The sequence below is a fragment of the Clostridium pasteurianum DSM 525 = ATCC 6013 genome, assembly GCF_000807255.1.
GTDB classification, from domain to species: domain Bacteria; phylum Bacillota; class Clostridia; order Clostridiales; family Clostridiaceae; genus Clostridium_I; species Clostridium_I pasteurianum.
Genome location: NZ_CP009268.1, coordinates 1,350,452 through 1,372,098, shown reverse-complemented (window position 1 = coordinate 1,372,098; position 21,647 = coordinate 1,350,452). Strand labels below are relative to the sequence as shown.

The following is a 21,647-nucleotide window of genomic DNA, read 5'->3' as shown; positions in this document are numbered from 1 at the left end:
CTACAACTATCCTCGTGGATAATACATAATTATAAGTACTCCAATAAGTGCAATAAATCCTCCAATTAAATCGAATTTGTCTGGGACAACTTTATCTATTTTCCACCCCCAAAGAATTGAAAGAACTATAAATATTCCACCATAGGCTGCATATACTCGTCCAAAACTAGAGTTTGGCGGCTGAAAAGTAGGAACTACTCCATATATTAGCAAGCTCAAGGCTCCTGCTAAACCATACCATATGCTTTTACCATCTCTAAGCCATAACCATACAAGATATCCTCCTCCTATTTCAAATATCCCAGCTAATACAAAGTAAAATATTGATTTGAGTATGCCCATGAGTAACACCTTCTTTCTTATATTAATGATAATTTATCAACTATAAAATCAACCGCTTCTTTTTCACTGCTAAAACTGTTCTGTGCCTTTATATTATGCCTTTCAATTACAAAAGCCTTTATTCCCATATCTACAGCGGCTTTCAGCTTTTCTCCTGTTCCCCCCTGAACTCCGCTATCTTTGAGAATCATTGCTTTTACATCATATTCTCTTATAAAACCGCAGTTAAGTTCATAGCCTATAGGGCCCTTTATAGCTATTATATTTTCTGTAGATACTCCCAGTTTAAAACATTTTTCCATGACTTTAGTGGAAGGCAGAACTCTATGTATTATTCTATTTTCTAATTTCATGTCTATAAATTTTTCAATGTTATTACTGCCTGTAGTATTTAAAATAGTTCCATTTATATGTGAAATTTTTTTCTTAAGTCCATTATAATTTCTAAGTGTAATTATATTATTATTTTCCTTAAAATTATCAAGAACAGATTTTCTTTCATATCTCATATAAGTTATGCCCAGTTTTTTACATGCTTTTATGGCATTTTCAGTGATTACTACAGCATAGGGATGAGATGCATCAAGCAAAAGTTTTACTCTATTTTTCTGTAAAATTTCTATAAGTTCCGTAAGTTCAAGAGGTCTAGTATTTATAGCCCTAAATTTAAATTTCTTTAATAACTCACCACCATAATCCGTAGCGGTACTTACAAAAATATCATCTGTATATTTATTGAGTTGTGAAAGTATATTTTTCCCTTCTGCAGTTCCAAGTATGAGTCCTATCATAGTTTATAGCCTCTTGGAGTTATAAATACTCCATTCTTTACAAAGCTTTGACTATTTCCAATCAAAACAACTGACAGCATATCAACATTACTGTCATCAAAGGAATCTAAAGTAAATATTTCATATTCCTGCCCTTCTCTTAGTGCATTTTTAACTACTGCCACTGGTGTATTGCCATTTCTATATTTTTTTATTGTTTCTATATTTTCTTTAAGATAATGAGGTCTGCCTTTGCTCTTTGGATTATAGAGAGTTATAACAAAATCTGCCTGTGCAGCAGCCTCAACCCTCTTCTTTATAAGTTCATAAGGTGTCATTAAATCACTAAGACTTATATTGCAGCTGTCATGCATAATTGGAGCACCTAAAATAGATGCAGCAGCTGAGGAAGCTGTAACTCCAGGGACTATTTCTACCTGTTCATTTTCTATCAGTTCCAAGACAAGCCCTGCCATGCCATAAATACCTGCATCTCCTGTACTAATGATAGATACTATCTTGTCCTTTGACAGTCTTAAAGCTTCCCTGCACCTTTCTTCTTCCTTCATCATTCCCGTAGAGAATACTTCTTTATTCTCAATCAGGGGAGCTATAAAATCAATATATTTTGTATATCCTACTATAACTTCACTTTCCTCTATAACTTGTCTTGCCCTTACAGTCATGTGCTGAAGTCCTCCAGGTCCTATACCCACTACATACAATTTTCCCATTAAAACTTCTCCTTTCAGATATTAAATTGAAGCAAGTTCTTAATTCAGGTGGGGATTTTTTTACCCCATCTGAATTTTAGAACTGCAATGCCTGGCTTACTTGGCGTAGAGCTTCCACTTGAAGAAAAGTAGAGAGCCCAAATTTTAATTTGGTGTCAGGACTGTACAGAGTGCGTGGGAGACTTACGCCAAGTTAGTCAGGTTGAAATGAAATTTCCCTTATATTTTTTAACTATAGATGTCAAATTAAAATGTAATTTCAAATTTTCCCCATGCATAAAGTCATTCCAGAAAGACTTATTTTTTCTGTAAAAATGTCAGCTCCGCTAAGCTCTACACAGGGTTCACAGACTGCTCTTATACCTATGCTTTTCTCCACAAAATCACTGCCCTTATATTGATGTTGTATTTCTCTTATATCATCTTTTGTAAAAATTTTTAATTCTGATTTCAAAAATTGATTTAATTCTAAAATAGCTCTTTCATTCTTTTTTATCTCCACAGTAGCTACATATTTTACTGCTCTTCTATCTATGTTTAATTCCTCTAAGCTTTCACAGACTTGCTTTATCATTATTTCAGGGAGATAATTTTTTTTACACCCTACACCAAGTACAACATCTTTTCTTATAAGCTTTAACTGCTTGAGTTCAGTGCAGGGATATTCTTTTAAACTAGATACATTGGATTTATTAGTTACATATACAATGCCCTTGAGCTTTTCTAATAAGCTGTAATTCTGTACTAATATTTTCTCAAATTCACAACACTTCTGAATATCTGCTAGATTAACATATGCTTCTGGCACAGAAATTCTATTTTTCTCATCTATAAAAGCTACTTTCTCACCATCCACCAGTAAAGCAGATATATTTTTAGCATCTTTTAAATTATCTATTATAAGATTATTTTCCGTTGCAATAATATCTGGTGCCTTAATTTTCAACATATCTGTAGCGGTAGTTATTACGGGAATTGCATCTATTATATTGGCAAGTTTTAGAGAAAGATAGTTAGCACCTCCCAGATGACCACTGAGAAGACTTATAACATGCTTTCCCAGTACATCTATAACTATCACAGCAGGATCTTTGTCTTTAGACTTTATGTATGGAGCAATAGCTCTTACGGCAATTCCTGTAGAAGATAAAAATACTAGAGCCTGATATTTTTGCATAAGTTCTTCAGTAATAGACTTAACATTAAACTCTGCAATTTTATTCTTAGAATATATATCTATATCAATATTATCAGCTATAGTACTAGCTATATTATCACCTTTCTCATTTAGACTTACTACTGCTATCCTCATCTATACCCTCTCTAAACATGTGGGTAAAGCTTTTATCATAAAGCTTACTTTTTTCATATTCACAATCTATAAAATCTCCCACTAGTATCTGTGCACATTTAGTTATATTTGCTTTTTTTACCTTCTCAGAAATATCATCTAAAGTACCAATAATAGTCCTTTCATCTTCCCAAGTGGCTCTTTCTACTATTGCAACTGCTACATTTCTGCCGTAGCCCTTTTTTAGTTTTTCTACTACTTTATCAATCATACTAACAGATAAAAAAATTGCCATAGAAGCTCCTATCTTTGCTAATTTTTCAAGGTCTTCTCCCTCTGGTACCGGCGTTCTGCCTTCTATTCTTGTAAGTATTACCGTTTGACTAACCTTTGGAAGAGTAAATTCCCTTTTAATTGCCGCAGCGGCTGCAGTAAATGAACTTACTCCAGGAACAACTTCATAACTTATATTAAACTCATCCAATATATCCATTTGCTCTTTTATAGCTCCATATATAGCCGGATCTCCTGTATGAAGTCTTACTATAATTTTATTTTCAGCACTGCCTTCTTTAATAACTTCAATTACCTCATCCAAATTCATAGATGCAGAATTATAAATTTTTACATCTTCTTTACAAAAATTCATATGCTCCTTACTTACTAGGGACCCTGCATAAATAACTATATCAGCTTTAGCTAAAGTATCTCGTCCCTTCACTGTTATAAGATCCACATCTCCCGGACCTGCTCCTATAAAATAAACCATATATTCACTTCCTCTAAAGTATTTTAGTATCTTTATGCATTTGATTAGCCATAACTAGTTTTAATTATAGCTAATTAAAAGTTATTTAACTGCATTATATCACTATAAGAATCTATACTCACACATAAACTTTATATTCTATCTATTTTCTATTTGCTATAATAAGAGACATATATTCTCTATTGTTTAATATGTCCTCTCTTCTCCTTAAAATTTCCTGACCTTCCCTGCCAGCTCTTTTTATGTATACATAGTTAAAATCTTTTTCTTCCAGAACATTTAGTATTTCTTCTTCCATTTTATATACTTTCATTATAACCACGTATTTTTCCTCTTTAATAGTATTTACTTTATCTCCTGGAACTATAAGAAGTGATTCATTACCAATTACCAAGGGTTCCTTTGCAAGACTGGCACAGGCACAAAAGGAAGTTATTCCAGGTACTGTTTCTGTTTCGTAGCCCCTCTCCTCTATATATTTTAAAAGATATATGTAAGTACTATATACAAAAGGATCCCCAATGGTTAGAAAAGCTACATCGCTGCCTTCTTTAAGCTTTTCCTCTATAGCCTTAAAAGCCTCATATATTTTTTCTTCCTGATCCTTACCTCCCATTGGAAAGTATTTTACTATTATCTCAGCATCTTTATCTATATAATCCTCTGCTATTTCAAGGGCTATACTTCTCCCTCCTGCCATACCGCTGGGTACCACTACCACAGGGCAGTTTTTCATCCTCCTAACTGCTTTAAGAGTAAGCAGTTCCTTGTCTCCTGGTCCAACCCCTATACCGTATAGTTTAGCCATATTTTTACCTCCTGTATTTTTATAATATTATTTAATTTATCTATGGAGAAAAGTGCGAAACACTTTTCTCAGTTGAAAGTTGATAGTAGAAAGTGGAGAGTTAAAAGAGTTCAGATATCAAAGTTCAAAGAACAGATTTATTTAATTAAGAGTTAAGAATTAAGAGTATTTGATATTTGTTCTTTGAACTTTATACTTTGCTTCTTAGTTAGTCCTTTTCCCCTAATAAGAATTTATTATATTACCTAAATTAAATCTAATATTTCTTTACCGCTGTTAATATGAAGATAGGATTATTTGCCACCAGCATACAGCTCTTTCCCTTACCTCTATTCACTGATACTTGAATTAAATCTACATCATATTCAAGATTTTTAAGTGTATGCATAGCCCTATATACATTATCAATAGTAATAAAATTCAGCACCATATTTTTTTGCAGTTTCAGCTTTTCTCCATACCTTTTTATTATACTCTCTATATCTCCACCACTGCCTCCAATAAATACCGCATCAAATTTTTCATTTATATTATTTTCTACCTCTAAAGCTTCTCCTTCTACAATACTAATATTATGAGCATTAAATTTCTCTTTATTTTTCTCTATTAAGTCTATTGCTTCAATATCTTTTTCAATAGCTGTAATATGGCCTTCATAACATACTTTACTCATCTGCACAGATACTGAACCAGTTCCAGCACCTACATCAAGCACCTTAAAATCCTTTTCCAAATTGAGCTTAGATATACTTAGTATTCGTATTTCTTCCTTCGTCATAGGAGCTTTACCCCTTATAAATTCTTCATCCCTTATGTATTTCATTTTCTATTACCACCACCGCTAAATCATAAAATTCTATATGCATAAATTCTTCTGGTTTTCCAATTAGAATTTTCTCATCACTGTAAGACAAGTTTTCTCCTACATAAACTTTAACTAAGAGACTTTCCTTAAATAAGCTTTTACAAATTTCCTTTGGAGAATTCACCTTATCCGTAAGCCATATGGAAATTTTATTTTTTTTAACCTTCTCTATAAAATCTTCTTCTCTGCCATGAAGACTTCCAAGGTAAGCTCCTTGCCAAGATTTATTAAGTTTCGCCATAAGATACTGAAAGGAACTTACACCTGGTATTGTAACTAAATCACCTTTGTAATTCCTATTTATGTAATCTGAAATTCCATAGAAACAGGGGTCTCCAGAAGCCACAATAGAAATACTCTTATCCGCATCATTATTTATTATATCCAGTATTTCTTTTAAATTTTTTACTACAACCTTATTTTCACCTTTAATAAAAGCAATACTCTCCATTGCTCTTTTAAAGCCTATAATAATATCTGAATTTTCTAAAACATCTATAGTTTTAACTAGCATATATTCTCTACTGCCTGGTCCAAGACCAACTATGTAAATCATATTTTAATCCTCACAATATTAAACATATTAAGTTGATTTGCTTTAAAGTATTCTTTCTAATTATTGGTCATATAAATCCTCCTACTAAGTTACTAAAACAAATTTGTATTCATCATATTTATTTTTACATCTTAGGAGAAAAGGACGAAGCTTTTCCACATTTGATATTTGTTCTTTGAACTTTATACTTTGCCTTGACCTTCGTCCTTTCCCACTACTACGCATTAATGTCACCTCTACTATCATAGATCACTCCCCTTCTCATAGAAAACATAATTAACTCTGTCTCTAATTGATTATAGGAAAACTGCTGAATTCTCTGCTTTATCTTCTCTCCTATTCTTTCATAAAGCTGCTGATAATTATCTCCTAAAAGATTAACTGCCCCTTCTGTGGTCTTCTGCTCATATACTTTTTGTACAATTTTCCTACTCTCCCCCATAAGTGCCAGTTCAAGGGCTATTACTTCAAGTCTTACATCACAAATTCTGCTATGTGTATTAAAACAGCCTGCTGCCACTTTGCAAATTTTCCCTATGTGACCTATAATCGTAATTTTTTTTATTCCCTTTTCAACGCAGCTATTTAATGCAAAGCCCACATAATTGGACATGGATACTATTTTTTTAGGGTCAATTCCTAGCTCTCTAGCTTTGTCCTCTCCCATATTTCCAAAAACTAAAACTAGTTCCTTATAACCCAATGCAGCTTTTTGGTTTATCTCCAGCTTTATAGATTCCTTTAGTGCTTCTTCAGACATAGGCACTACTATTCCCGTTGTACCTAGTATGGAAATGCCGCCTTCTATATTAAGCCTTGGATTAAAGGTCTTTTTAGCTATTTCTTCTCCCTTTGGTACAAATATAGTTATTTCTATTCCTTTATCCTTAGGTAAGACCTCTCTTACCTCTCTTTCTATCATATTTCTTGGCACTGGATTTATGGCTGGTTCGCCTTTTTTTACATATAATCCTTCACCTTTAACTACACCTACGCCTTTCCCAGCTTTTAAAGTATAACCATTACTCTTCTTCTCCGCTCTAGCCCATATTTCCAGTCCATGAGTTACATCCGGGTCATCTCCAGCATCTTTTACAATGCAGCACTCTACATAATTTTCACCTTTAATAACTTTCTCCACTTCTAATAAAAGCTCTATTCCCTTAGGGGTATCTATTCTTATTTCATCTAATTCCTTACCATAATAAAGCATGATAGCCGCCGCCTTAGCTGCAGCGGCTGCACAGGATCCTGTAGTATAGCCACATCTAAGCTTTTTTCCATCACAATTTATATATAAATCAAGCATTATTTATCTTCCTTTTAACTTCTTTCTATAAGCATATACATAAGAGAATTTACAATAGCAGCGGCTACTGAACTTCCACCTTTTCTTCCTCTTATAGTTATCATTGGTAAATCAAGCTTTTCTATTTCAATTTTCGAATCAGCAGCCCCTACAAAACCTATAGGTGCTCCCACTATAAATCTAGCATCAGCCTTTCCTTCAACTATAAGCTCTTTAAGTCTATACAAAGCCGTTGGTGCATTACCAAATACAAAGAACTGTACTCCTTCCTCCACAGCTTTTTCTACTGCTGCCATTGAACGAGTAACCTTTCTCTCCTTAGCCTCCTCAGCTACATCCTCTCTAGATACAAAACACTCTACTTTGCAGTTTAGCTCCTTAATTGCCTTCTTATTTATTCCTGATAGTGCCATATTTGTGTCAGTATAAATAGTGACACCTTCTTTTAATAATTCTAAGGCACTATTAATGGCATTTTCTCTTATATACATTAAATCCTTATATTCAAAATCAGCTGTAGTATGTATAACTCTTTTTACTATACTCAATTCTCTTTGGGAAAAATTATGCTCACCCATTTCTTCCCCTATTATTTCAAAGCTTCTCTTCTCTATATCCATAGGCATTTTTATATAATCCATAAACATTTTTAGTGAGTCACAATAAATATCAAAACTCACTAAGTCCTCACTTCCCTTCCTATTACAATCTCTTCCAAGGACGTTTGTGTCCGAGCCACCCCTGACTTTCCCAATATTCTTTATCTACAGCATTAATAGTAAATCTTTTTTGAACAAGTCTCATAATATAAAATAGTTTTTTTACTTTTAGGCTAGGTTTTATATTACCAAATCTTGATAAAATTTTGGCAGCTATTCTTTCCACATCTCTATTTATCTCTATCTTTTTCTTTTCACTTACACCTTCCCAATTTATAGCTGCAACAGCTTTGCCATAGGTAAATATTTTACCTACTCCCCAAAAGTTCATACTATCTTTAATATCTTTATTAGTAGATTTCATTCCGCCGCCAGCTGCTGTGGATATAATTAAAGCCATTTTTGAAAACATGGTTTTATTAGGACGATGTACCATCCATTGAAATCCAAAATGATCAAGAAAAGCTTTCATTTGACCGCTTGCATGAAACACATATACAGGACTTGTGAGAATCATTAAGTCTGCTTTTTCCATTGCTTCTTTTATGGGATTTATTCTGCTATAATGAGGACATAATTTTTCGCTTACAGTAAAACATTTTGCACATCCTACACAAAAATAGGGCATATCCTTTGGAAGAAAAAATTCTACAACTTCTTCTGGCTTAGATCTTAATTTTTCCAAAAATAATTGAGAGATATTATAAGTGCTGCCTCTATGCTCTGTGCCGTAAATCACCACAATTTTCATAAAATTGTCCTCCTAAAAATATGGTTAGTATAGAAATTTCAGCTATAAAATATACTTGAATTATAGCATATTTTTCAATGGAATTGAGTTATCTTCCCGTCATCTCTATTTAAATATTATTATATTGAAAATGGCTTAGATGATATTAAATATTTAAACATTTCTAGATTTCCAAAGAAATGTACATGAGCATAATTTGCCAAAGTATTGCCTTTTACATAACCACAATTCCATTTTTTTATGGAATCATCATAGTTAGCTTTATCAAACTCATATATATACCTTTTCTCTAAACTCACCTTGGATTTATGAAATTCATGGCAATTAAAACTTATCCCCACTGGCAATATGGAATTTTCATTAATTACCTTTGCCTGTGCATAGCCAAAATTCTGCAGCTTGTTAGTCATCTGAGATTCACCTTTAAAAAATCCTACTGTCTCTTTCCCATCTATTGCTTCCGTAAGATACATAAGTCCGCCGCACTCTGCATAACATCTTAAACCAGCATTTAATTCATCTCTTATACTTTTCAGCATAGTTTTATTTCTGCTTAGTTTATCTATGAATATCTCAGGATATCCTCCCCCTATGTATAAAAAATCTACGTCTTGTGGAATTTGTCTATCCTTGATGGGACTGAAAAACTGTACTTGTCCTGCTTCCTCAAGAAGTTCGATATTTTCCTTATAATAGAAACAAAAAGCTTTATCATAAGCTACTGCTGATTTTAATCCCATATTTTTTACGTGAAGATTATCAATATATTTATTACAATCTATATGAGAGTCTTCAAAACATTTCAGCAGTAAATCAATATCTATATACTTCTCCATTAATGCTGCACATAGTTCAACCTTTTCATTTAAATCTTCAATTTCGCTGCTTTGTATAAGCCCTAGATGCCTGCTTTTTAAAGAAAGTCTTTCATCACTTGGAACATATCCAAACACTTTAATATTGCAGTGTTTTTCCACAGCTGCTTTTAATAAATTATAGTAGCTTTCCTTTATATTATTAAATATTATTCCTGCTATTTTTACATTTTCAAAGTTCATCAATCCCTTTATCTCTGCACATAAAGTGGCTGCTTTAGCCTTTGGAGACAATACTAAAATCACAGGTAAATTAAGCAGTTTTGCCACATGAGCAGTGGAATATTTTGTACTTATACCCTTGCCATCATAAAGTCCCATAACCCCTTCTACTACTCCATAGTCACCACTGCCTCTGGAAAAACTAGCTTTAACTCCATCTTCTCCCATAAGGTACAAATCAAGATTTCTTGCTGGAACTTTTGTAATGTATTCATGAAAATCAGGATCTATATAATCCGGCCCTACCTTATAACTCTGCGGTTTGATCCCTCTATTTTTAAGTACTTTTAACAATCCCATAGTTATGGTGGTTTTGCCTCCAGTACTACCATTGGAGGATATAATAATATTTTTCATATAATTAATACTCTATCCCTTCTCTAGCAGGAACTCCTTTTTCAAAATAATGCTTTATTTCTCTCATTTCCGTAACCAAATCTGCCTTATTTACTATTTCTTCTGGTACATTTCTTCCCGTTAGTACGAGTTCCATATTATCTGGTTTAGCCTCTATAAGCTGTAAAACTTGTTCCTTTGAAACAAGTTCATTTGATATGGCTCCCATAATTTCATCCATAATTAGAACGTCACATTTATTATTTTCTAAAGCATCTAAGCAAAATCTATAGGCGGCTTGTATTTCCTTCTTTAATTCTGCTTTTTCGCTGTCATTTAAAGTCCAAAAAAACCCTCTTTTCTTTTCAAATCTAAAAATCCGAAAATCAGGTTCAAGCTTTTTTATGCTTTCAAGTTCTCCAGTGAAACCAGATTTTAAAAATTGTACCAGAAATACATTGTATCCATCTCCAGCTGCTCTCACACCTAGCCCTACAGCAGCAGTAGTTTTACCCTTGCCATTACCAGTGTATACTTGAATGTATCCTCTAGTTAGTTTACCCATAAAATACCTCTTTTCTTATATTTAATATGTCAATTATACCTTTCCACTTAACTATTTTCTCATAATAAATACTTTAATATATAATTAAATATTGCTAATTATAAATGTATTTTAAAGACTTTATTTTAAAATCATAAATTTATAATTAAACGTTTTAAAAACTATAAGCATTCTAAGAACTAACATCTCTTAGCACTTTAATTAATCTCTTATTAGAATTCCTATCCTTTACAGCAAATCTTACATAGCTATTGTCTAACCCTCTGAAATCACCTGCTTTTCTGATAATTATTCCATTTCCAAGGCAATATTTATATAATTTCTCTTCATCTATATTCTTTAGCTTGCAAAGCACAAAATTTGAAAAACTTTTAAAAGTTTTCTCTATGCAGCGAATCTCATTAAGTCCACTTATAAAAAATTTTCTCTCTTCCTCTATCCACTGAAGGGATCTTTTAATATACTCTTCATCTGCAAGTGAATACTTAACTGCTAATTCTGCAAAACAGTTTATATTCCAAGGATTTTGCTTCTTTCTTATATTGTTTAATAGTTCTTCATTACTGCTTATACCATAGCCAAACCTAACCCCCGGCATGGCAAAGAATTTAGTAATAGCTCTTATAATAAAGATAGATCTATTACCTTCTATTTTATCTATGAAGCTGTTTTTTATACTGCCTGTGAATTCTATAAAGGCTTCATCTATAATTATTATTTTACCTTTAGCTTCACAAATTTCTATAATAGTCTGAAATTTAGCCTTATCTATGATGTTACCATTAGGATTATTAGGATTGCCTATTATAAGCGCTTCAACGGCATCGAGCTTATTCTCAATATCTTCATAGTCAAAATTCATATTATCTTGTAACTTGGAATACTCTATGTGGCATCTCCACTTCTTAGCATTTATTTCATATTCCACAAAAGAAGGCACTACTATCAATATACTCTTAAAATTACTTATAACTAAATCTATAATTTCTGCTGCACCATTACCCATAACAAAATTTTTCTTTAAAATACCAGTATAATTTGAAAGACTTTTAAGAACTTCTCTATATTTAATATCAGGGTATCTGGTTACATTGTTTAATGCTTCATCTATGTTATTTTTAAACCCTTTTGGCACTCCAAGAGGATTTATGTTAGAGCTGAAATCCAGAAGTTCTTTTCCTTTAAAAATACCGTCTGTATATATGTCTCCGCCGTGAATCATAGATTAAGTCCTCCTTTACTTTCAACTATACAATTATTGATTATTGTTTCCCCTAGATAATATAATATTAATACTCAACCTTCTCCAAACTCATCAATTAACCAAGGTGAATTTTCATCTTTTCTAATAACTGTAAACCACCAAAGTTTCTTTCCACTATTCTGTGAACTAATCCTATCATTTTTATATTTAACTTCATATTCAACTCTATAAACTATTACAATTTATTAAGTATAAAAATAGATTCTTACTAATCAAATAAACTACAATAATATATACAATCACCAACAGTATTTCTGCCCCATACATGAGCCTGATAACTTCTTTTATATGTCTTTTATCTAAATCTTGCTTTCCATCCCCTAAGGTAGGCTTGTAGACAAGTTCTCCAAAATAGCTATTAGTTCCACCCAGCTGCACCTTCATTGCACCTGCAGCTGCAGCCTCGGGATATGCACAATTTGGACTCTTATGATTTTTCCTATCCCTAATCATTATTTTGAAACTCTCTAAAATATTTCCCTTCACCAAAGGAGAAATCAGTGCTATAAGTACACCTGTAATTCTGGCAGGTATTAAATTGAATAGATCATCTATCTTTGCTGGGAAAAAACCTATATAGTAATATCTCTTATTTTTGTACCCAAGCATAGAATCCATGGTATTAACAGCTTTATACAACATGGCTAAAGGTACTCCTCCTATCATGGCAAATATAAGCGGTGCTATGACTCCATCAGAAGTATTTTCAGCCACAGTTTCTACATCTGCCCTTATTATTTCTTCCTCTGAAAGTTCTTTTGTGTCTCTTCCTACAATATGGGAAAGCTTTATTCTGGCATCCTCTATATCATTATTTTCAAGAGAAGTATATACCTTCATTGCCGCTATATTCAAACTCTTCGCTGCTAGTGTAGTCCAGATTATAAGTATGTTGAGTATGTGATATACTACTGCAAAGGGCTTTACAATTTCTAATAAACAAAAGGGAATAATAAAACTAATAAATCCTGTAATTATCACAATTACGGCACCTGATAATCTTAACCTACTATCACTCTCCGCTAATTTTCTTGCCTTATTCTCCAAAAAACTTATTAATTTTCCAATGTATATTATAGGATGGGGCAGCCACCTAGGATCTCCTAATATAAAGTCTAAAATTACTGCTAAAAGTATATCTAGAGCTATATATATCATCTTTTCAATCCCATAATCTTATATATACTATCCATATCCAGAGCTCTTCTGACTATGTCTGCTAATCTATCCAATTCTCTTTCTCTGAGCTTTTCATATTCCTTGGATTTTTTAAGAGCAATACCTTTTTTACTTCTTAGCAGATTCACTATGTACTCTCTAAAGTAAATACTGTCAAATATTCCATGAATATAGGTACCCATAATATTTCCTCTTTTATTGATTGCTCCATCACTATAATTTACTTTAAGTCCATTTTTATCTACTATATTGAAAAGCGGCTTTGAGTTTTCTCCGTATTTGCATATGCCCATATGAATCTCATAACCATAGACAAATTTATCTCTGCTGATGATTTTTTCAACTTCTTTTGCTTTAACATTCTCATAATTTACTATATATTTATTAATATCATGAAGCAAATTCTCTGAAGATATAATTGCCTTTACCCTTGTTGTAACTTTTTCTTCTTCAAAAACAGTATCCATATCTAATAACTTCATTCCCTCGGTGTGCAGATTATCTGTTTCTACTCCATAGGGATCTTTAACAGAGTTACCTAACATCTGATATCCACCGCATATACCTATGACAATTCCAGTTTCACTATATTTCTTTATCTTTAATTCCAATCCATTTTCGCGAAGTTTTAATAAATCCTCTATGGTATTCTTGCTTCCAGGTATAATTATCATATCCGGATTGCCAAATTCTTCTGCACTAGTTATAAATCTTACAGATACATCTTCTTCAGCTTTAAGTGCATCAAGATCTGTAAAATTAGATATATGAGGCAATTTAATAACTGCTATATCTATAGACTCATGAGTTTTCTTTTCAAATTCTACTGCCCCATCCTCATCTTCCAGCTGTAAATTAAAATGAGGAACTACTCCCATAGAAGGTATTTTTATTATGCTCTGTAGCATATCAAGCCCTGGTTTTAGTATATCTATGTCTCCTCTGAATTTATTTATAATAGTTCCTTTAACTCTTTTTTTCTCTTCTTCTTTTAATAAAAGCATAGTACCTGCAATTGAGGCAAACACTCCTCCTTTATCGATATCTCCCACAAGTATTACCGAAGCATCTACCAGTTCTGCCATTCCCATATTTACTATATCTCTATCCCTTAGATTTATCTCAGCGGGGCTTCCTGCCCCTTCCATAACTACTATATCAAATTCCTGTTCCAGCTTTTCAAATTGTTTTCTTAACATATCTCTAAACACAGGTTTCATATTGTGATATTCCATAGCCGTATAGTTTCCATATACCTTTCCATTGACTATAACTTGAGATTTTTTATCTGAGGTTGGTTTAAGCAGTATGGGGTTCATATATACCTCTGGTTCCATGCCGCAGGCATAGGCCTGAAGCACCTGTGCTCTTCCCATTTCCTTTCCATCTAAAGTTATATAGGAATTTAAAGACATATTCTGAGACTTATAAGGCACCACTCTGTACCCATCCTGCTTAAAAATTCTGCATAAAGCCGTTACAAGAATACTTTTACCTACAGAAGAAGCTGTACCCTGTATCATTAACTTTGCCATCTTTTAATTCCCCTTTTTTGTTACTCCTATGTTTTTATATCTATCTGTAATGGCATCTTCCACATGCTTTACAAATATCTCTCTGAATAGGGGATTTTCTCCCAATCCATGCATATATAAATTAACCTTGAATCCCTCTTTTTCTAGAACTTTCTTCCAGGAATCTTCCTCCTCTGAAGCCATATCATTATTACAATGATCTCCAGCTACCACCATAAGAGGCATTAATGTAACTTCCTCTACACCATCTGTTTTTAGTGTATTCACTATATTATCTAAAGAAGGATAGCCTTCTACAGTTCCAACATATACATTATTTATCTGATGATCTCTAAAAACCATCTGAAGGCAAGCATAGCAGGAATTCGCAGGATGAGTGGTTCCATGTCCCATGAACACTGTAACCCCTTCCTTTGGAAGCTGACACTTCAATGCCTCTACCACTACAGAATAATCATCATAAAGCTCACTACCGTCTCCTTTAAAATATAGTATTGGTCTTCCAAGTTCAATTTTATCAAATATATCCTTTTGTCTATAACTTTCCACTACATTACATACATAATCATATTCTACTCCAGGAATTATGTGAAGAGACTGAACTATGACTTCCTTATAGCCTTCTTCTGCTATCTTGCTCAAAGCTTCTTCTGGAGTATCTACAATATAGCCATCTCTTTTTTTAAGCGATTTTATTATCATATGTGAAGTAAACGCTCTCTTTATATCGTAGTCTTTAAATCCATCCTCTATACATTTTTCAATGCTTTCTATAGTTAATTTTCTGGTTTTTTCATAGGTAGTTCCAAAACTTACCACAAGTATTACCTTATCCCTTTTTTTCTGCAAGGACCTCTCTCCTTTTCAAATCTTGTTTTTAAGTAATTTTTTCTTTATCAATAACCCTTTTGAACCTTGCAAAACGGCTTTTAAAACTACTGACCTCTAAGCCAGCGGCAGGCATCCAGTGCAAAGTAGGTAATTATTATGTCTGCTCCAGCTCTCTTTAAAGATATTAACACTTCTAAAGCAGTAGCCTTTTCATCTATAACACCCAGTTTTCCAGCAGCCTTAATCATGGCATATTCACCACTGACACTGTAAGCTGCCACAGGATAATTGTACTTATCTCTGGCCCATCTTATTATATCAAGGTAAGACATAGCAGGCTTTACCATTATTATATCTGCTCCTTCATTTATATCATCCTCAATTTCCAGCATAGCTTCTCTTATATTGGCAGGGTCCATCTGATAACCCTTTCTGTCACCAAATTGAGGAGCTGAATCAGCAGCTTCTCTAAAAGGTCCAAAAAAGGCAGAAGCATATTTTGCACTGTAGGCCATTATGGATACATGTTTATATCCATTTTCATCTAAAATATTTCTTATAGCTTCTACTCTCCCATCCATCATGTCTGAAGGTGCTACCATATCTGCACCTGCCTTAGCATGGGATAGAGCAATTTTTGCTATATATTTTATGGTTTCATCATTGTCTACTCTCTTATTCTTTAGTATTCCACAATGACCATGACTTGTATATTCACACATACATACGTCTGTAATTAGCAGTAAATCAGGGGCAAGTTCTTTAATTTCTCTTAATGCCTTTTGAACTATTCCATCTTCTTCAAAAGCAGAGGTTCCAACTTCATCCTTATGATCCGGAAGTCCAAATACCATTATTCCCTTTACTCCAGCTTTTTCTACCTGAGCAACTAATTCATGAAGTCTGTCTATTGACCAATGATAATTATCCGGCATGGATTCTATTTCCCTTTTTATATTTTCTCCTTCAGTTACAAATATAGGATAAATAAAGTCATTAGGAGTTAATACTGTTTCTCTTACTAATCCTCTTATAGTTGAATTTTCTCTAAGTCTTCTATGTCTTCTAAACATATCAATCCCGTTAGGCATTTTTAAGCTAAATAACAAAATACCTTATAACGGTTTTCACCATCCCTTCTCTATTAAACTTAATTATATTTAATTTCTTTCAATGTGAATTACTCATCTTAAGTCCTTCTTTAAGAATGTTTATCCGATAACAGCCACACATTCTTGAATAATTCATCTAAATTTTTTACTTTCATTGTGTTAAAAGATCAAATATTACAATTAATATTTTAAATAATTATATTATACCAGTAAATGGCTTTATTTATTTTAATTTATTATTTCTAAAAGTTCTTTTTTATTTCTTGGAATTTTAACAGAAGCTTCTAATTTTCCACTAGCAAGCATATTTTCATATACTTCTAAAATTAATGGTTTCTGAAGATAACAACTTTCCAATAATTTATCATCAGAAAAAATTTCATAGGGACTACCTTCTTTCTCTACTTTTCCATCCTTCATAACAAATATATAATCTGCCCAGGAATAGGCTAGTTCTACATCATGAGTAGAAATAATAACTGTCATTCCATCTCTATTTATATTATCAAATATATCTACAAGTTCTAAAGAATGTTTAGGATCAAGACTTGAAGTTGGTTCATCAAATACTATCACTTCTGGTTCCATTACCAATATATCTGCAATAGAAACCCTCTTCTTCTGTCCATAACTCAAAAAATGTACAGCTTTATCCTTATAAGAATATACATCTGTATCTTTAAGGGCTTTGTCTACTCTTCTTATAACTTCTTCTTTAGTCAGCTTTAGATTCATGGCTCCAAAAGATACCTCCTGATACACACTGGCAGAAAATATTTGATTTTCGGGATCCTGAAATACGATACCTATAGATTTTCTAATATTATTTAATTCTCTCTGATTGTATTTAATTTCTTTTCCCTTAAATATTACATTTCCCTCACTTGGTTTTAATACTCCATTTAAATTTAAAAACAAAGTAGATTTTCCCGAGCCATTAACTCCGATAAAAGCTATTTTCTTACCCTTTTTTATTTTTAGATTTACATTTTTTAATGCTTTTGTTCCATCTGAATATTCAAAACTTAAATTTCTTGTTTCAATTATATATTCAGCCATTAAGCAAAATCCTCCAATCAATTTTTTCTATATAAATATGTGCATACTGCCACTTAAGTAGATATCATACTATAGAATAATTAGCTTATAAAATTATTCATCTAAATTTATTGCATTACTAATAGCTTTAAATTTAAATGAATTAATCTTTAAGTTGATAAAAATTATAAAATAACTCCAACTACAATTAGAATTAATTCCAAAATTACAATCAAAACTATATTTTTATGTGAAATTTTATAATCATATTCAATTAAGTTTATTTCCCCATCATAACATCTTGCTTCCATACTGGTATACATATCTTGTGAACGCTTATAAGAACTCACAAATAGAGAAGTAATTAATGTACCAATAGACTTATATCCTATTTTAATATTTGAATATCCCAGTCTGCAGTTTTGAGATATAAAAATCATATTTGCCCTATCCATTAATATAAAAATAAATCTGTACATGAGACCCATGAGCTCTACAAATAGTTTAGGTATTTTACATCTTCTAAGCACTATTAAAATTTCAAACAGTGGAGTAGTCAATGTAAGAAAATATAAGCATGAAACAGAAGCTAATGCTTTAAAAAATATATTTCCTGCTGTTATCAAACTTTTTTCCGTAACTCCCAATTTAAAGCCCAATACTATAAAACTTAATATAACAGCATTATTGTTGTTGAGCACATTTATTGCTATTGTTAAAATCCCCATAATCAAAAAGGATACCGGCAGCAGTATTAATTTAAAATATATATTTAATGGTATTTTTCCTTTTACTACTATAAAAAAGGTCATAGTAGTGAATATTATAACTGATATGACTATTTTATTTAAAGCTATACAAAGAATCATTGTAATAATGGAAAATATAAACTTCTCCATAGGATTAGTCTTTCTAAGATCAGAAGTATAGGCTAATTTATCTATGGAAATCATGATTTTTTACTCTCATTTTTTCTACTGATTTTTCCCTTTTGATATCCAAAATAATATCCTATAACACCAGCTCCAAGAGCTGCCTGTGAGGAAAATAGAAGACTTTCTATTTCTCCACTTGGCGGTTCCCAGATAGATGAAAACCATGGCTTATAATTTTTATCTATGTTGGTAATTTCAGCTTCAGCTTTATCATCTGAGCCTCCAAATTCAGCTCCCTTCACAAATATCAGCGGAACTACCGCTATAAGTATTACAATCACACCTAATATTAAATTTTTTTTCAGTAAACTCATATGACTCTTTTTTACTTCCACAATTATTTCTCCTTTCCAGGTAAGATAACTTTTAGTTGTTTCAGATCATCTAAATTATAATTAGTAAGAAGATTGAAAACTATAACTGTAAGTATTCCTTCACTTATGGCAAGGGGAATTTGTGTTATGGCGAATATACCCATAAATTTCACTGCTGATACCATAAATCCACCTGTTGCATCAGGAAAAGCCATTGCAAGTTCAATAGAAGTAGTAACATAAGTCATTAAATCTCCAAGCATTGCTGCAGTAAATACAGCAATAGAAGTAGATACATTTTTCTTTACTAAAAGTTTGTAAACAACATAAGATACTATAGGTCCTACAATTGCCATAGAAAAAGTATTGGCACCTAAAGTAGTAAGCCCTCCATGAGCTAAAAGCAATGCTTGGAAAATAAGTACTATGAGACCTACAACACTCATAATAGTAGGTCCAAATAAAATTGCACCAAGTCCTACCCCTGTAGGATGAGAACAACTGCCGGTAACAGAAGGTATCTTTAAGGCAGATAAGACAAAAGCAAAGGCCCCTACCATAGCCAGCAGTAGTTTCATTCTTGGATTTAATTGTATTTTTTCCTTTATAGAAAAAAATCCCACCACCACAAAGGGTATACATATAACTCCCCAGGCAATAGCCCATTTAGGCGGAAGAAATCCCTCCATAATATGCATAGCATATACATTCTTAGGAATAAATATAAGCATCAGCAATACAGCTAATAAAATCTGCTTTCTTTTAGACATAATAAACTCTCACTTTCTAATAATTAAGATTTAACTTTTCACCTGACTAACTTGGCGTAAGTCTCCCCCTTCTTCAAGTGAGAGTTCAACGCCAAGTAAGCCATGCATTTGCAGTTCTAAATTTCAGATGGGATAGAAGAATTCCCACCTGAATTAAGAACTTGCTTCAAAACAGATATTTTATACACTATATGGAACTAAATATTCCATTAAATACAAAAAAATAAATCCTTTCAACATAAGTGTTAAAAGAATTTCTTACATGCTTAATTATTATAAAATTAACAAGAGCACTTTCATATTAACACCTCCCTATCGCTCGTAGAGACCATGGCGAAAAATACAGGCAGGTATCCTGACTAAAGATTCATCATTTAAATACACCTTCCCAGTTTCCCAGTGGTTTATATGGAGATAAATAAAGTACTAATAAAATTTGTACAACTATTTATTCTCTATATATTGTATTTAAACTCTTCTATTACAGTGGCGGGACCGTTCAGGATTTTAACCTGATTCCCTTTTAATTAATTACAAAATAATTAAACCTGTATCTTATTATTAAATTTTCAATTGATACAAATAAAATTTGACTTCATTACATTTACTTGTATACTTTTAATAAAATAGCTATTTACTTAAGTTTACGATTATAATTAAATTATGTCAATATAAAATTATTTAAACAAAATATATTTGGAAATTCTCTATATATTAAGAAAATATATACTATTAATTCCATATTAATTTTATGTAAAATTTATGTTATAATTTATGTCATAATTTAATTTGATGGAGGATTTTATGGAATTTATAAAAAATTTATATACAAAGGCCGTAATATCGAAATTTATAGACTTTTTAAATGAATATTACACTTTAATTATTGGCAGTATATTATTTATAATTGTAATACCTATTTATTTCAGCAACTATAGTATTAATTATAAAATAGTTGCTTCACTGTATTGGTTTGCAGCCATTACTGCTTTTCGTGATGCTAGAAAGGATGTAAAATGGCTTTCTTTCTTAATATTATGTGTGCCATTTTTTATTTTCTTAATTTACATTAATACTCATGGTTATGAAATCTGGGGCAAAATTTTAAAATGGCAGATTGCCAGAGGTATAGTAATAGATTTAAATCCAATATTCAGCAAGATACCTTTTAATAATTCATCTTTTGCAAGAATTTATAAAAATGAAACTCTCACTTGGTTTATGAGATTAGTTTATAACAATGGTTTCGTAATGACTGCCATAATTCCAATACTTAGATCTGGTATAGCAAAAGACTTTAAAAAAATGTGTAAATACCTCTGTTCTGCACACGTATTTCAAATATTTTTAATAAGTCCTTTCTATTTGATGTTTCACCTTCAAGAAGTATGGTTCGTACTAGGTCATCCTGATGGACTAGCTCGTAATTTTACTAAAATCCAAGCAGCAGGATGGACTATAAATTGTTTTCCATCTATGCATACCTCAATCTCCTTTGCCATGTTTCTGCTTGTGCTAAGGGAAAAGGACAAGATATTTAAATGGGTTTGGGGATTTTTCTGCCTTAGTGTAATATATTCTACAATGTATTTAGAAATACACTGGTTTATTGATGTAATTGCAGGGCTTCTTTTAGCCTATGGTACTGTAAAATTAGTAGATTTCTTATTTTCAAAATTAGAAATACCATTAAAAAAATATTTTAGCAGATTTTATTATAAAAGCAATTTTAAAAATGACAACTTAGTAGTAAAAGAAAATGATACTGTAAATATGTAAAAATATAAAAGTCTATCAAATCTTTAGTTAATGATTTG

At 32.0% G+C, this 21,647-nt stretch carries 25 protein-coding genes and 1 riboswitch; of the genes, 1 reads left to right on the top strand and 24 read right to left on the bottom strand.

Translation table 11 applies throughout. From position 1 onward, the window contains the following. Nucleotides 1-6: 6 nt before the first annotated feature. The 24 genes from CLPA_RS06135 to CLPA_RS06030 all read right to left on the bottom strand — a co-directional run bounded on the left by CLPA_RS06135 (nt 7) and on the right by CLPA_RS06030 (nt 19,830). Complete coding sequence (locus tag CLPA_RS06135; protein WP_003446151.1) at nt 7-342, bottom strand: YnfA family protein; 336 nt, start codon at nt 340-342, stop codon at nt 7-9. Nucleotides 343-359: 17 nt separating this feature from the next. Beyond that, a complete protein-coding gene (locus CLPA_RS06130; protein ID WP_003446149.1) occupies nt 360-1,133 on the bottom strand; it encodes a cobalt-precorrin-6A reductase in 774 nt (257 codons plus the stop codon). After that, the gene (gene cobJ, locus CLPA_RS06125) at nt 1,130-1,846 is read right to left on the bottom strand and encodes a precorrin-3B C(17)-methyltransferase (RefSeq protein ID WP_003446147.1); all 717 of its coding nucleotides are present in this window, start codon (nt 1,844-1,846) and stop codon (nt 1,130-1,132) included. Before cobJ ends, CLPA_RS06130 begins: the two co-directional genes overlap by 4 nt. A 259-nt stretch (nt 1,847-2,105) precedes the next feature. Then, nucleotides 2,106-3,158 carry a cobalt-precorrin 5A hydrolase gene (gene cbiG, locus CLPA_RS06120; RefSeq protein WP_003446145.1) on the bottom strand — a complete coding sequence of 351 codons (1,053 nt, stop codon included), beginning with the start codon at nt 3,156-3,158 and terminating at the stop codon, nt 2,106-2,108. After that, the gene (cobM, locus tag CLPA_RS06115; protein ID WP_003446143.1) at nt 3,130-3,906 is read right to left on the bottom strand and encodes a precorrin-4 C(11)-methyltransferase; all 777 of its coding nucleotides are present in this window, start codon (nt 3,904-3,906) and stop codon (nt 3,130-3,132) included. Before cobM ends, cbiG begins: the two co-directional genes overlap by 29 nt. Before the next feature lie 142 nt (nt 3,907-4,048). Continuing rightward, nucleotides 4,049-4,714: a cobalt-factor II C(20)-methyltransferase gene (locus CLPA_RS06110; protein WP_003446141.1), complete on the bottom strand. Its 666-nt coding sequence runs from the start codon at nt 4,712-4,714 to the stop codon at nt 4,049-4,051. Nucleotides 4,715-4,970: 256 nt separating this feature from the next. After that, nucleotides 4,971-5,537, bottom strand: a complete 567-nt coding sequence (gene cbiT, locus CLPA_RS06105; protein WP_003446139.1) for a precorrin-6Y C5,15-methyltransferase (decarboxylating) subunit CbiT — start codon at nt 5,535-5,537, stop codon at nt 4,971-4,973. Further along, nucleotides 5,518-6,135, bottom strand: coding sequence for a precorrin-6y C5,15-methyltransferase (decarboxylating) subunit CbiE (gene cbiE / locus CLPA_RS06100; RefSeq protein ID WP_003446137.1), 618 nt, complete (start codon nt 6,133-6,135; stop codon nt 5,518-5,520). Before cbiE ends, cbiT begins: the two co-directional genes overlap by 20 nt. Before the next feature lie 84 nt (nt 6,136-6,219). Beyond that, nucleotides 6,220-6,360 carry a hypothetical protein gene (locus tag CLPA_RS21105; protein WP_155760360.1) on the bottom strand — a complete coding sequence of 47 codons (141 nt, stop codon included), beginning with the start codon at nt 6,358-6,360 and terminating at the stop codon, nt 6,220-6,222. Beyond that, nucleotides 6,353-7,444 (bottom strand): cobalt-precorrin-5B (C(1))-methyltransferase CbiD, encoded by a 1,092-nt coding sequence (gene cbiD / locus CLPA_RS06095; protein WP_003446135.1) that lies wholly within the window; start codon nt 7,442-7,444, stop codon nt 6,353-6,355. Before cbiD ends, CLPA_RS21105 begins: the two co-directional genes overlap by 8 nt. A gap of 14 nt (nt 7,445-7,458) precedes the next feature. Then, on the bottom strand, nt 7,459-8,085 hold the full coding sequence (locus tag CLPA_RS06090) for a precorrin-8X methylmutase (protein WP_003446133.1): 627 nt from the start codon (nt 8,083-8,085) through the stop codon (nt 7,459-7,461). Nucleotides 8,086-8,146: 61 nt separating this feature from the next. Beyond that, the gene (locus CLPA_RS06085; RefSeq protein ID WP_003446131.1) at nt 8,147-8,854 is read right to left on the bottom strand and encodes a flavodoxin family protein; all 708 of its coding nucleotides are present in this window, start codon (nt 8,852-8,854) and stop codon (nt 8,147-8,149) included. Between the two features lie 119 nt (nt 8,855-8,973). Then, nucleotides 8,974-10,308, bottom strand: coding sequence for a cobyrinic acid a,c-diamide synthase CobB (locus CLPA_RS06080; RefSeq protein WP_003446129.1), 1,335 nt, complete (start codon nt 10,306-10,308; stop codon nt 8,974-8,976). A gap of 4 nt (nt 10,309-10,312) precedes the next feature. Next, on the bottom strand, nt 10,313-10,852 hold the full coding sequence (locus tag CLPA_RS06075) for a cob(I)yrinic acid a,c-diamide adenosyltransferase (RefSeq protein WP_003446127.1): 540 nt from the start codon (nt 10,850-10,852) through the stop codon (nt 10,313-10,315). Nucleotides 10,853-11,024: 172 nt separating this feature from the next. Next, the gene (locus CLPA_RS06070) at nt 11,025-12,074 is read right to left on the bottom strand and encodes a pyridoxal phosphate-dependent aminotransferase (RefSeq protein WP_003446125.1); all 1,050 of its coding nucleotides are present in this window, start codon (nt 12,072-12,074) and stop codon (nt 11,025-11,027) included. A 74-nt stretch (nt 12,075-12,148) separates the two neighbouring features. After that, a complete protein-coding gene (locus tag CLPA_RS20390) occupies nt 12,149-12,247 on the bottom strand; it encodes a DUF4829 domain-containing protein (RefSeq protein WP_236900413.1) in 99 nt (32 codons plus the stop codon). Between the two features lie 34 nt (nt 12,248-12,281). Next, nucleotides 12,282-13,274 (bottom strand): adenosylcobinamide-phosphate synthase CbiB, encoded by a 993-nt coding sequence (gene cbiB / locus CLPA_RS06065; RefSeq protein WP_003446123.1) that lies wholly within the window; start codon nt 13,272-13,274, stop codon nt 12,282-12,284. Further along, on the bottom strand, nt 13,271-14,830 hold the full coding sequence (locus tag CLPA_RS06060; protein ID WP_003446118.1) for a cobyric acid synthase: 1,560 nt from the start codon (nt 14,828-14,830) through the stop codon (nt 13,271-13,273). The genes cbiB and CLPA_RS06060 overlap by 4 nt, the downstream gene beginning before the upstream one ends. A gap of 3 nt (nt 14,831-14,833) precedes the next feature. Further along, entirely contained in the window at nt 14,834-15,679 is an 846-nt protein-coding gene (locus tag CLPA_RS06055) for a sirohydrochlorin cobaltochelatase (protein WP_003446116.1), read from the bottom strand. An 86-nt stretch (nt 15,680-15,765) separates the two neighbouring features. Next, nucleotides 15,766-16,734 (bottom strand): porphobilinogen synthase, encoded by a 969-nt coding sequence (hemB, locus tag CLPA_RS06050; protein WP_003446113.1) that lies wholly within the window; start codon nt 16,732-16,734, stop codon nt 15,766-15,768. Between the two features lie 267 nt (nt 16,735-17,001). Then, nucleotides 17,002-17,832 (bottom strand): energy-coupling factor ABC transporter ATP-binding protein, encoded by an 831-nt coding sequence (locus CLPA_RS06045; protein ID WP_003446111.1) that lies wholly within the window; start codon nt 17,830-17,832, stop codon nt 17,002-17,004. Between the two features lie 164 nt (nt 17,833-17,996). Beyond that, on the bottom strand, nt 17,997-18,764 hold the full coding sequence (gene cbiQ, locus CLPA_RS06040; RefSeq protein WP_003446110.1) for a cobalt ECF transporter T component CbiQ: 768 nt from the start codon (nt 18,762-18,764) through the stop codon (nt 17,997-17,999). Beyond that, nucleotides 18,761-19,060 carry an energy-coupling factor ABC transporter substrate-binding protein gene (locus CLPA_RS06035; protein ID WP_034829638.1) on the bottom strand — a complete coding sequence of 100 codons (300 nt, stop codon included), beginning with the start codon at nt 19,058-19,060 and terminating at the stop codon, nt 18,761-18,763. The genes cbiQ and CLPA_RS06035 overlap by 4 nt, the downstream gene beginning before the upstream one ends. 23 nt (nt 19,061-19,083) lie before the next feature. Further along, nucleotides 19,084-19,830 carry an energy-coupling factor ABC transporter permease gene (locus CLPA_RS06030; protein ID WP_003446104.1) on the bottom strand — a complete coding sequence of 249 codons (747 nt, stop codon included), beginning with the start codon at nt 19,828-19,830 and terminating at the stop codon, nt 19,084-19,086. A gap of 328 nt (nt 19,831-20,158) precedes the next feature. After that, nucleotides 20,159-20,397, bottom strand: a riboswitch (cobalamin riboswitch). Nucleotides 20,398-20,634: 237 nt separating this feature from the next. Here CLPA_RS06030 and CLPA_RS06025 point away from each other — a divergent pair. Beyond that, nucleotides 20,635-21,609: a phosphatase PAP2 family protein gene (locus CLPA_RS06025; protein WP_003446103.1), complete on the top strand. Its 975-nt coding sequence runs from the start codon at nt 20,635-20,637 to the stop codon at nt 21,607-21,609. Nucleotides 21,610-21,647 lie beyond the last annotated feature (38 nt).

Excerpts from the sequence above, each read along its gene's own strand:
- CLPA_RS06135 (WP_003446151.1), bottom strand. The coding sequence starts at position 342 with ATGGGCATACTCAAATCAATATTTTACTTTGTATTAGCTGGGATATTT.
- CLPA_RS06130 (WP_003446149.1), bottom strand. The coding sequence starts at position 1,133 with ATGATAGGACTCATACTTGGAACTGCAGAAGGGAAAAATATACTTTCA.
- cobJ (WP_003446147.1), bottom strand. The coding sequence starts at position 1,846 with ATGGGAAAATTGTATGTAGTGGGTATAGGACCTGGAGGACTTCAGCAC.
- cbiG (WP_003446145.1), bottom strand. The coding sequence starts at position 3,158 with ATGAGGATAGCAGTAGTAAGTCTAAATGAGAAAGGTGATAATATAGCT.
- cobM (WP_003446143.1), bottom strand. The coding sequence starts at position 3,906 with ATGGTTTATTTTATAGGAGCAGGTCCGGGAGATGTGGATCTTATAACA.
- CLPA_RS06110 (WP_003446141.1), bottom strand. The coding sequence starts at position 4,714 with ATGGCTAAACTATACGGTATAGGGGTTGGACCAGGAGACAAGGAACTG.
- cbiT (WP_003446139.1), bottom strand. The coding sequence starts at position 5,537 with ATGAAATACATAAGGGATGAAGAATTTATAAGGGGTAAAGCTCCTATG.
- cbiE (WP_003446137.1), bottom strand. The coding sequence starts at position 6,135 with ATGATTTACATAGTTGGTCTTGGACCAGGCAGTAGAGAATATATGCTA.
- CLPA_RS21105 (WP_155760360.1), bottom strand. The coding sequence starts at position 6,360 with ATGCGTAGTAGTGGGAAAGGACGAAGGTCAAGGCAAAGTATAAAGTTC.
- cbiD (WP_003446135.1), bottom strand. The coding sequence starts at position 7,444 with ATGCTTGATTTATATATAAATTGTGATGGAAAAAAGCTTAGATGTGGC.
- CLPA_RS06090 (WP_003446133.1), bottom strand. The coding sequence starts at position 8,085 with ATGGATTATATAAAAATGCCTATGGATATAGAGAAGAGAAGCTTTGAA.
- CLPA_RS06085 (WP_003446131.1), bottom strand. The coding sequence starts at position 8,854 with ATGAAAATTGTGGTGATTTACGGCACAGAGCATAGAGGCAGCACTTAT.
- CLPA_RS06080 (WP_003446129.1), bottom strand. The coding sequence starts at position 10,308 with ATGAAAAATATTATTATATCCTCCAATGGTAGTACTGGAGGCAAAACC.
- CLPA_RS06075 (WP_003446127.1), bottom strand. The coding sequence starts at position 10,852 with ATGGGTAAACTAACTAGAGGATACATTCAAGTATACACTGGTAATGGC.
- CLPA_RS06070 (WP_003446125.1), bottom strand. The coding sequence starts at position 12,074 with ATGATTCACGGCGGAGACATATATACAGACGGTATTTTTAAAGGAAAA.
- cbiB (WP_003446123.1), bottom strand. The coding sequence starts at position 13,274 with ATGATATATATAGCTCTAGATATACTTTTAGCAGTAATTTTAGACTTT.
- CLPA_RS06060 (WP_003446118.1), bottom strand. The coding sequence starts at position 14,830 with ATGGCAAAGTTAATGATACAGGGTACAGCTTCTTCTGTAGGTAAAAGT.
- hemB (WP_003446113.1), bottom strand. The coding sequence starts at position 16,734 with ATGTTTAGAAGACATAGAAGACTTAGAGAAAATTCAACTATAAGAGGA.
- CLPA_RS06045 (WP_003446111.1), bottom strand. The coding sequence starts at position 17,832 with ATGGCTGAATATATAATTGAAACAAGAAATTTAAGTTTTGAATATTCA.
- cbiQ (WP_003446110.1), bottom strand. The coding sequence starts at position 18,764 with ATGATTTCCATAGATAAATTAGCCTATACTTCTGATCTTAGAAAGACT.
- CLPA_RS06035 (WP_034829638.1), bottom strand. The coding sequence starts at position 19,060 with ATGAGTTTACTGAAAAAAAATTTAATATTAGGTGTGATTGTAATACTT.
- CLPA_RS06030 (WP_003446104.1), bottom strand. The coding sequence starts at position 19,830 with ATGTCTAAAAGAAAGCAGATTTTATTAGCTGTATTGCTGATGCTTATA.
- CLPA_RS06025 (WP_003446103.1), top strand. The coding sequence starts at position 20,635 with ATGGAATTTATAAAAAATTTATATACAAAGGCCGTAATATCGAAATTT.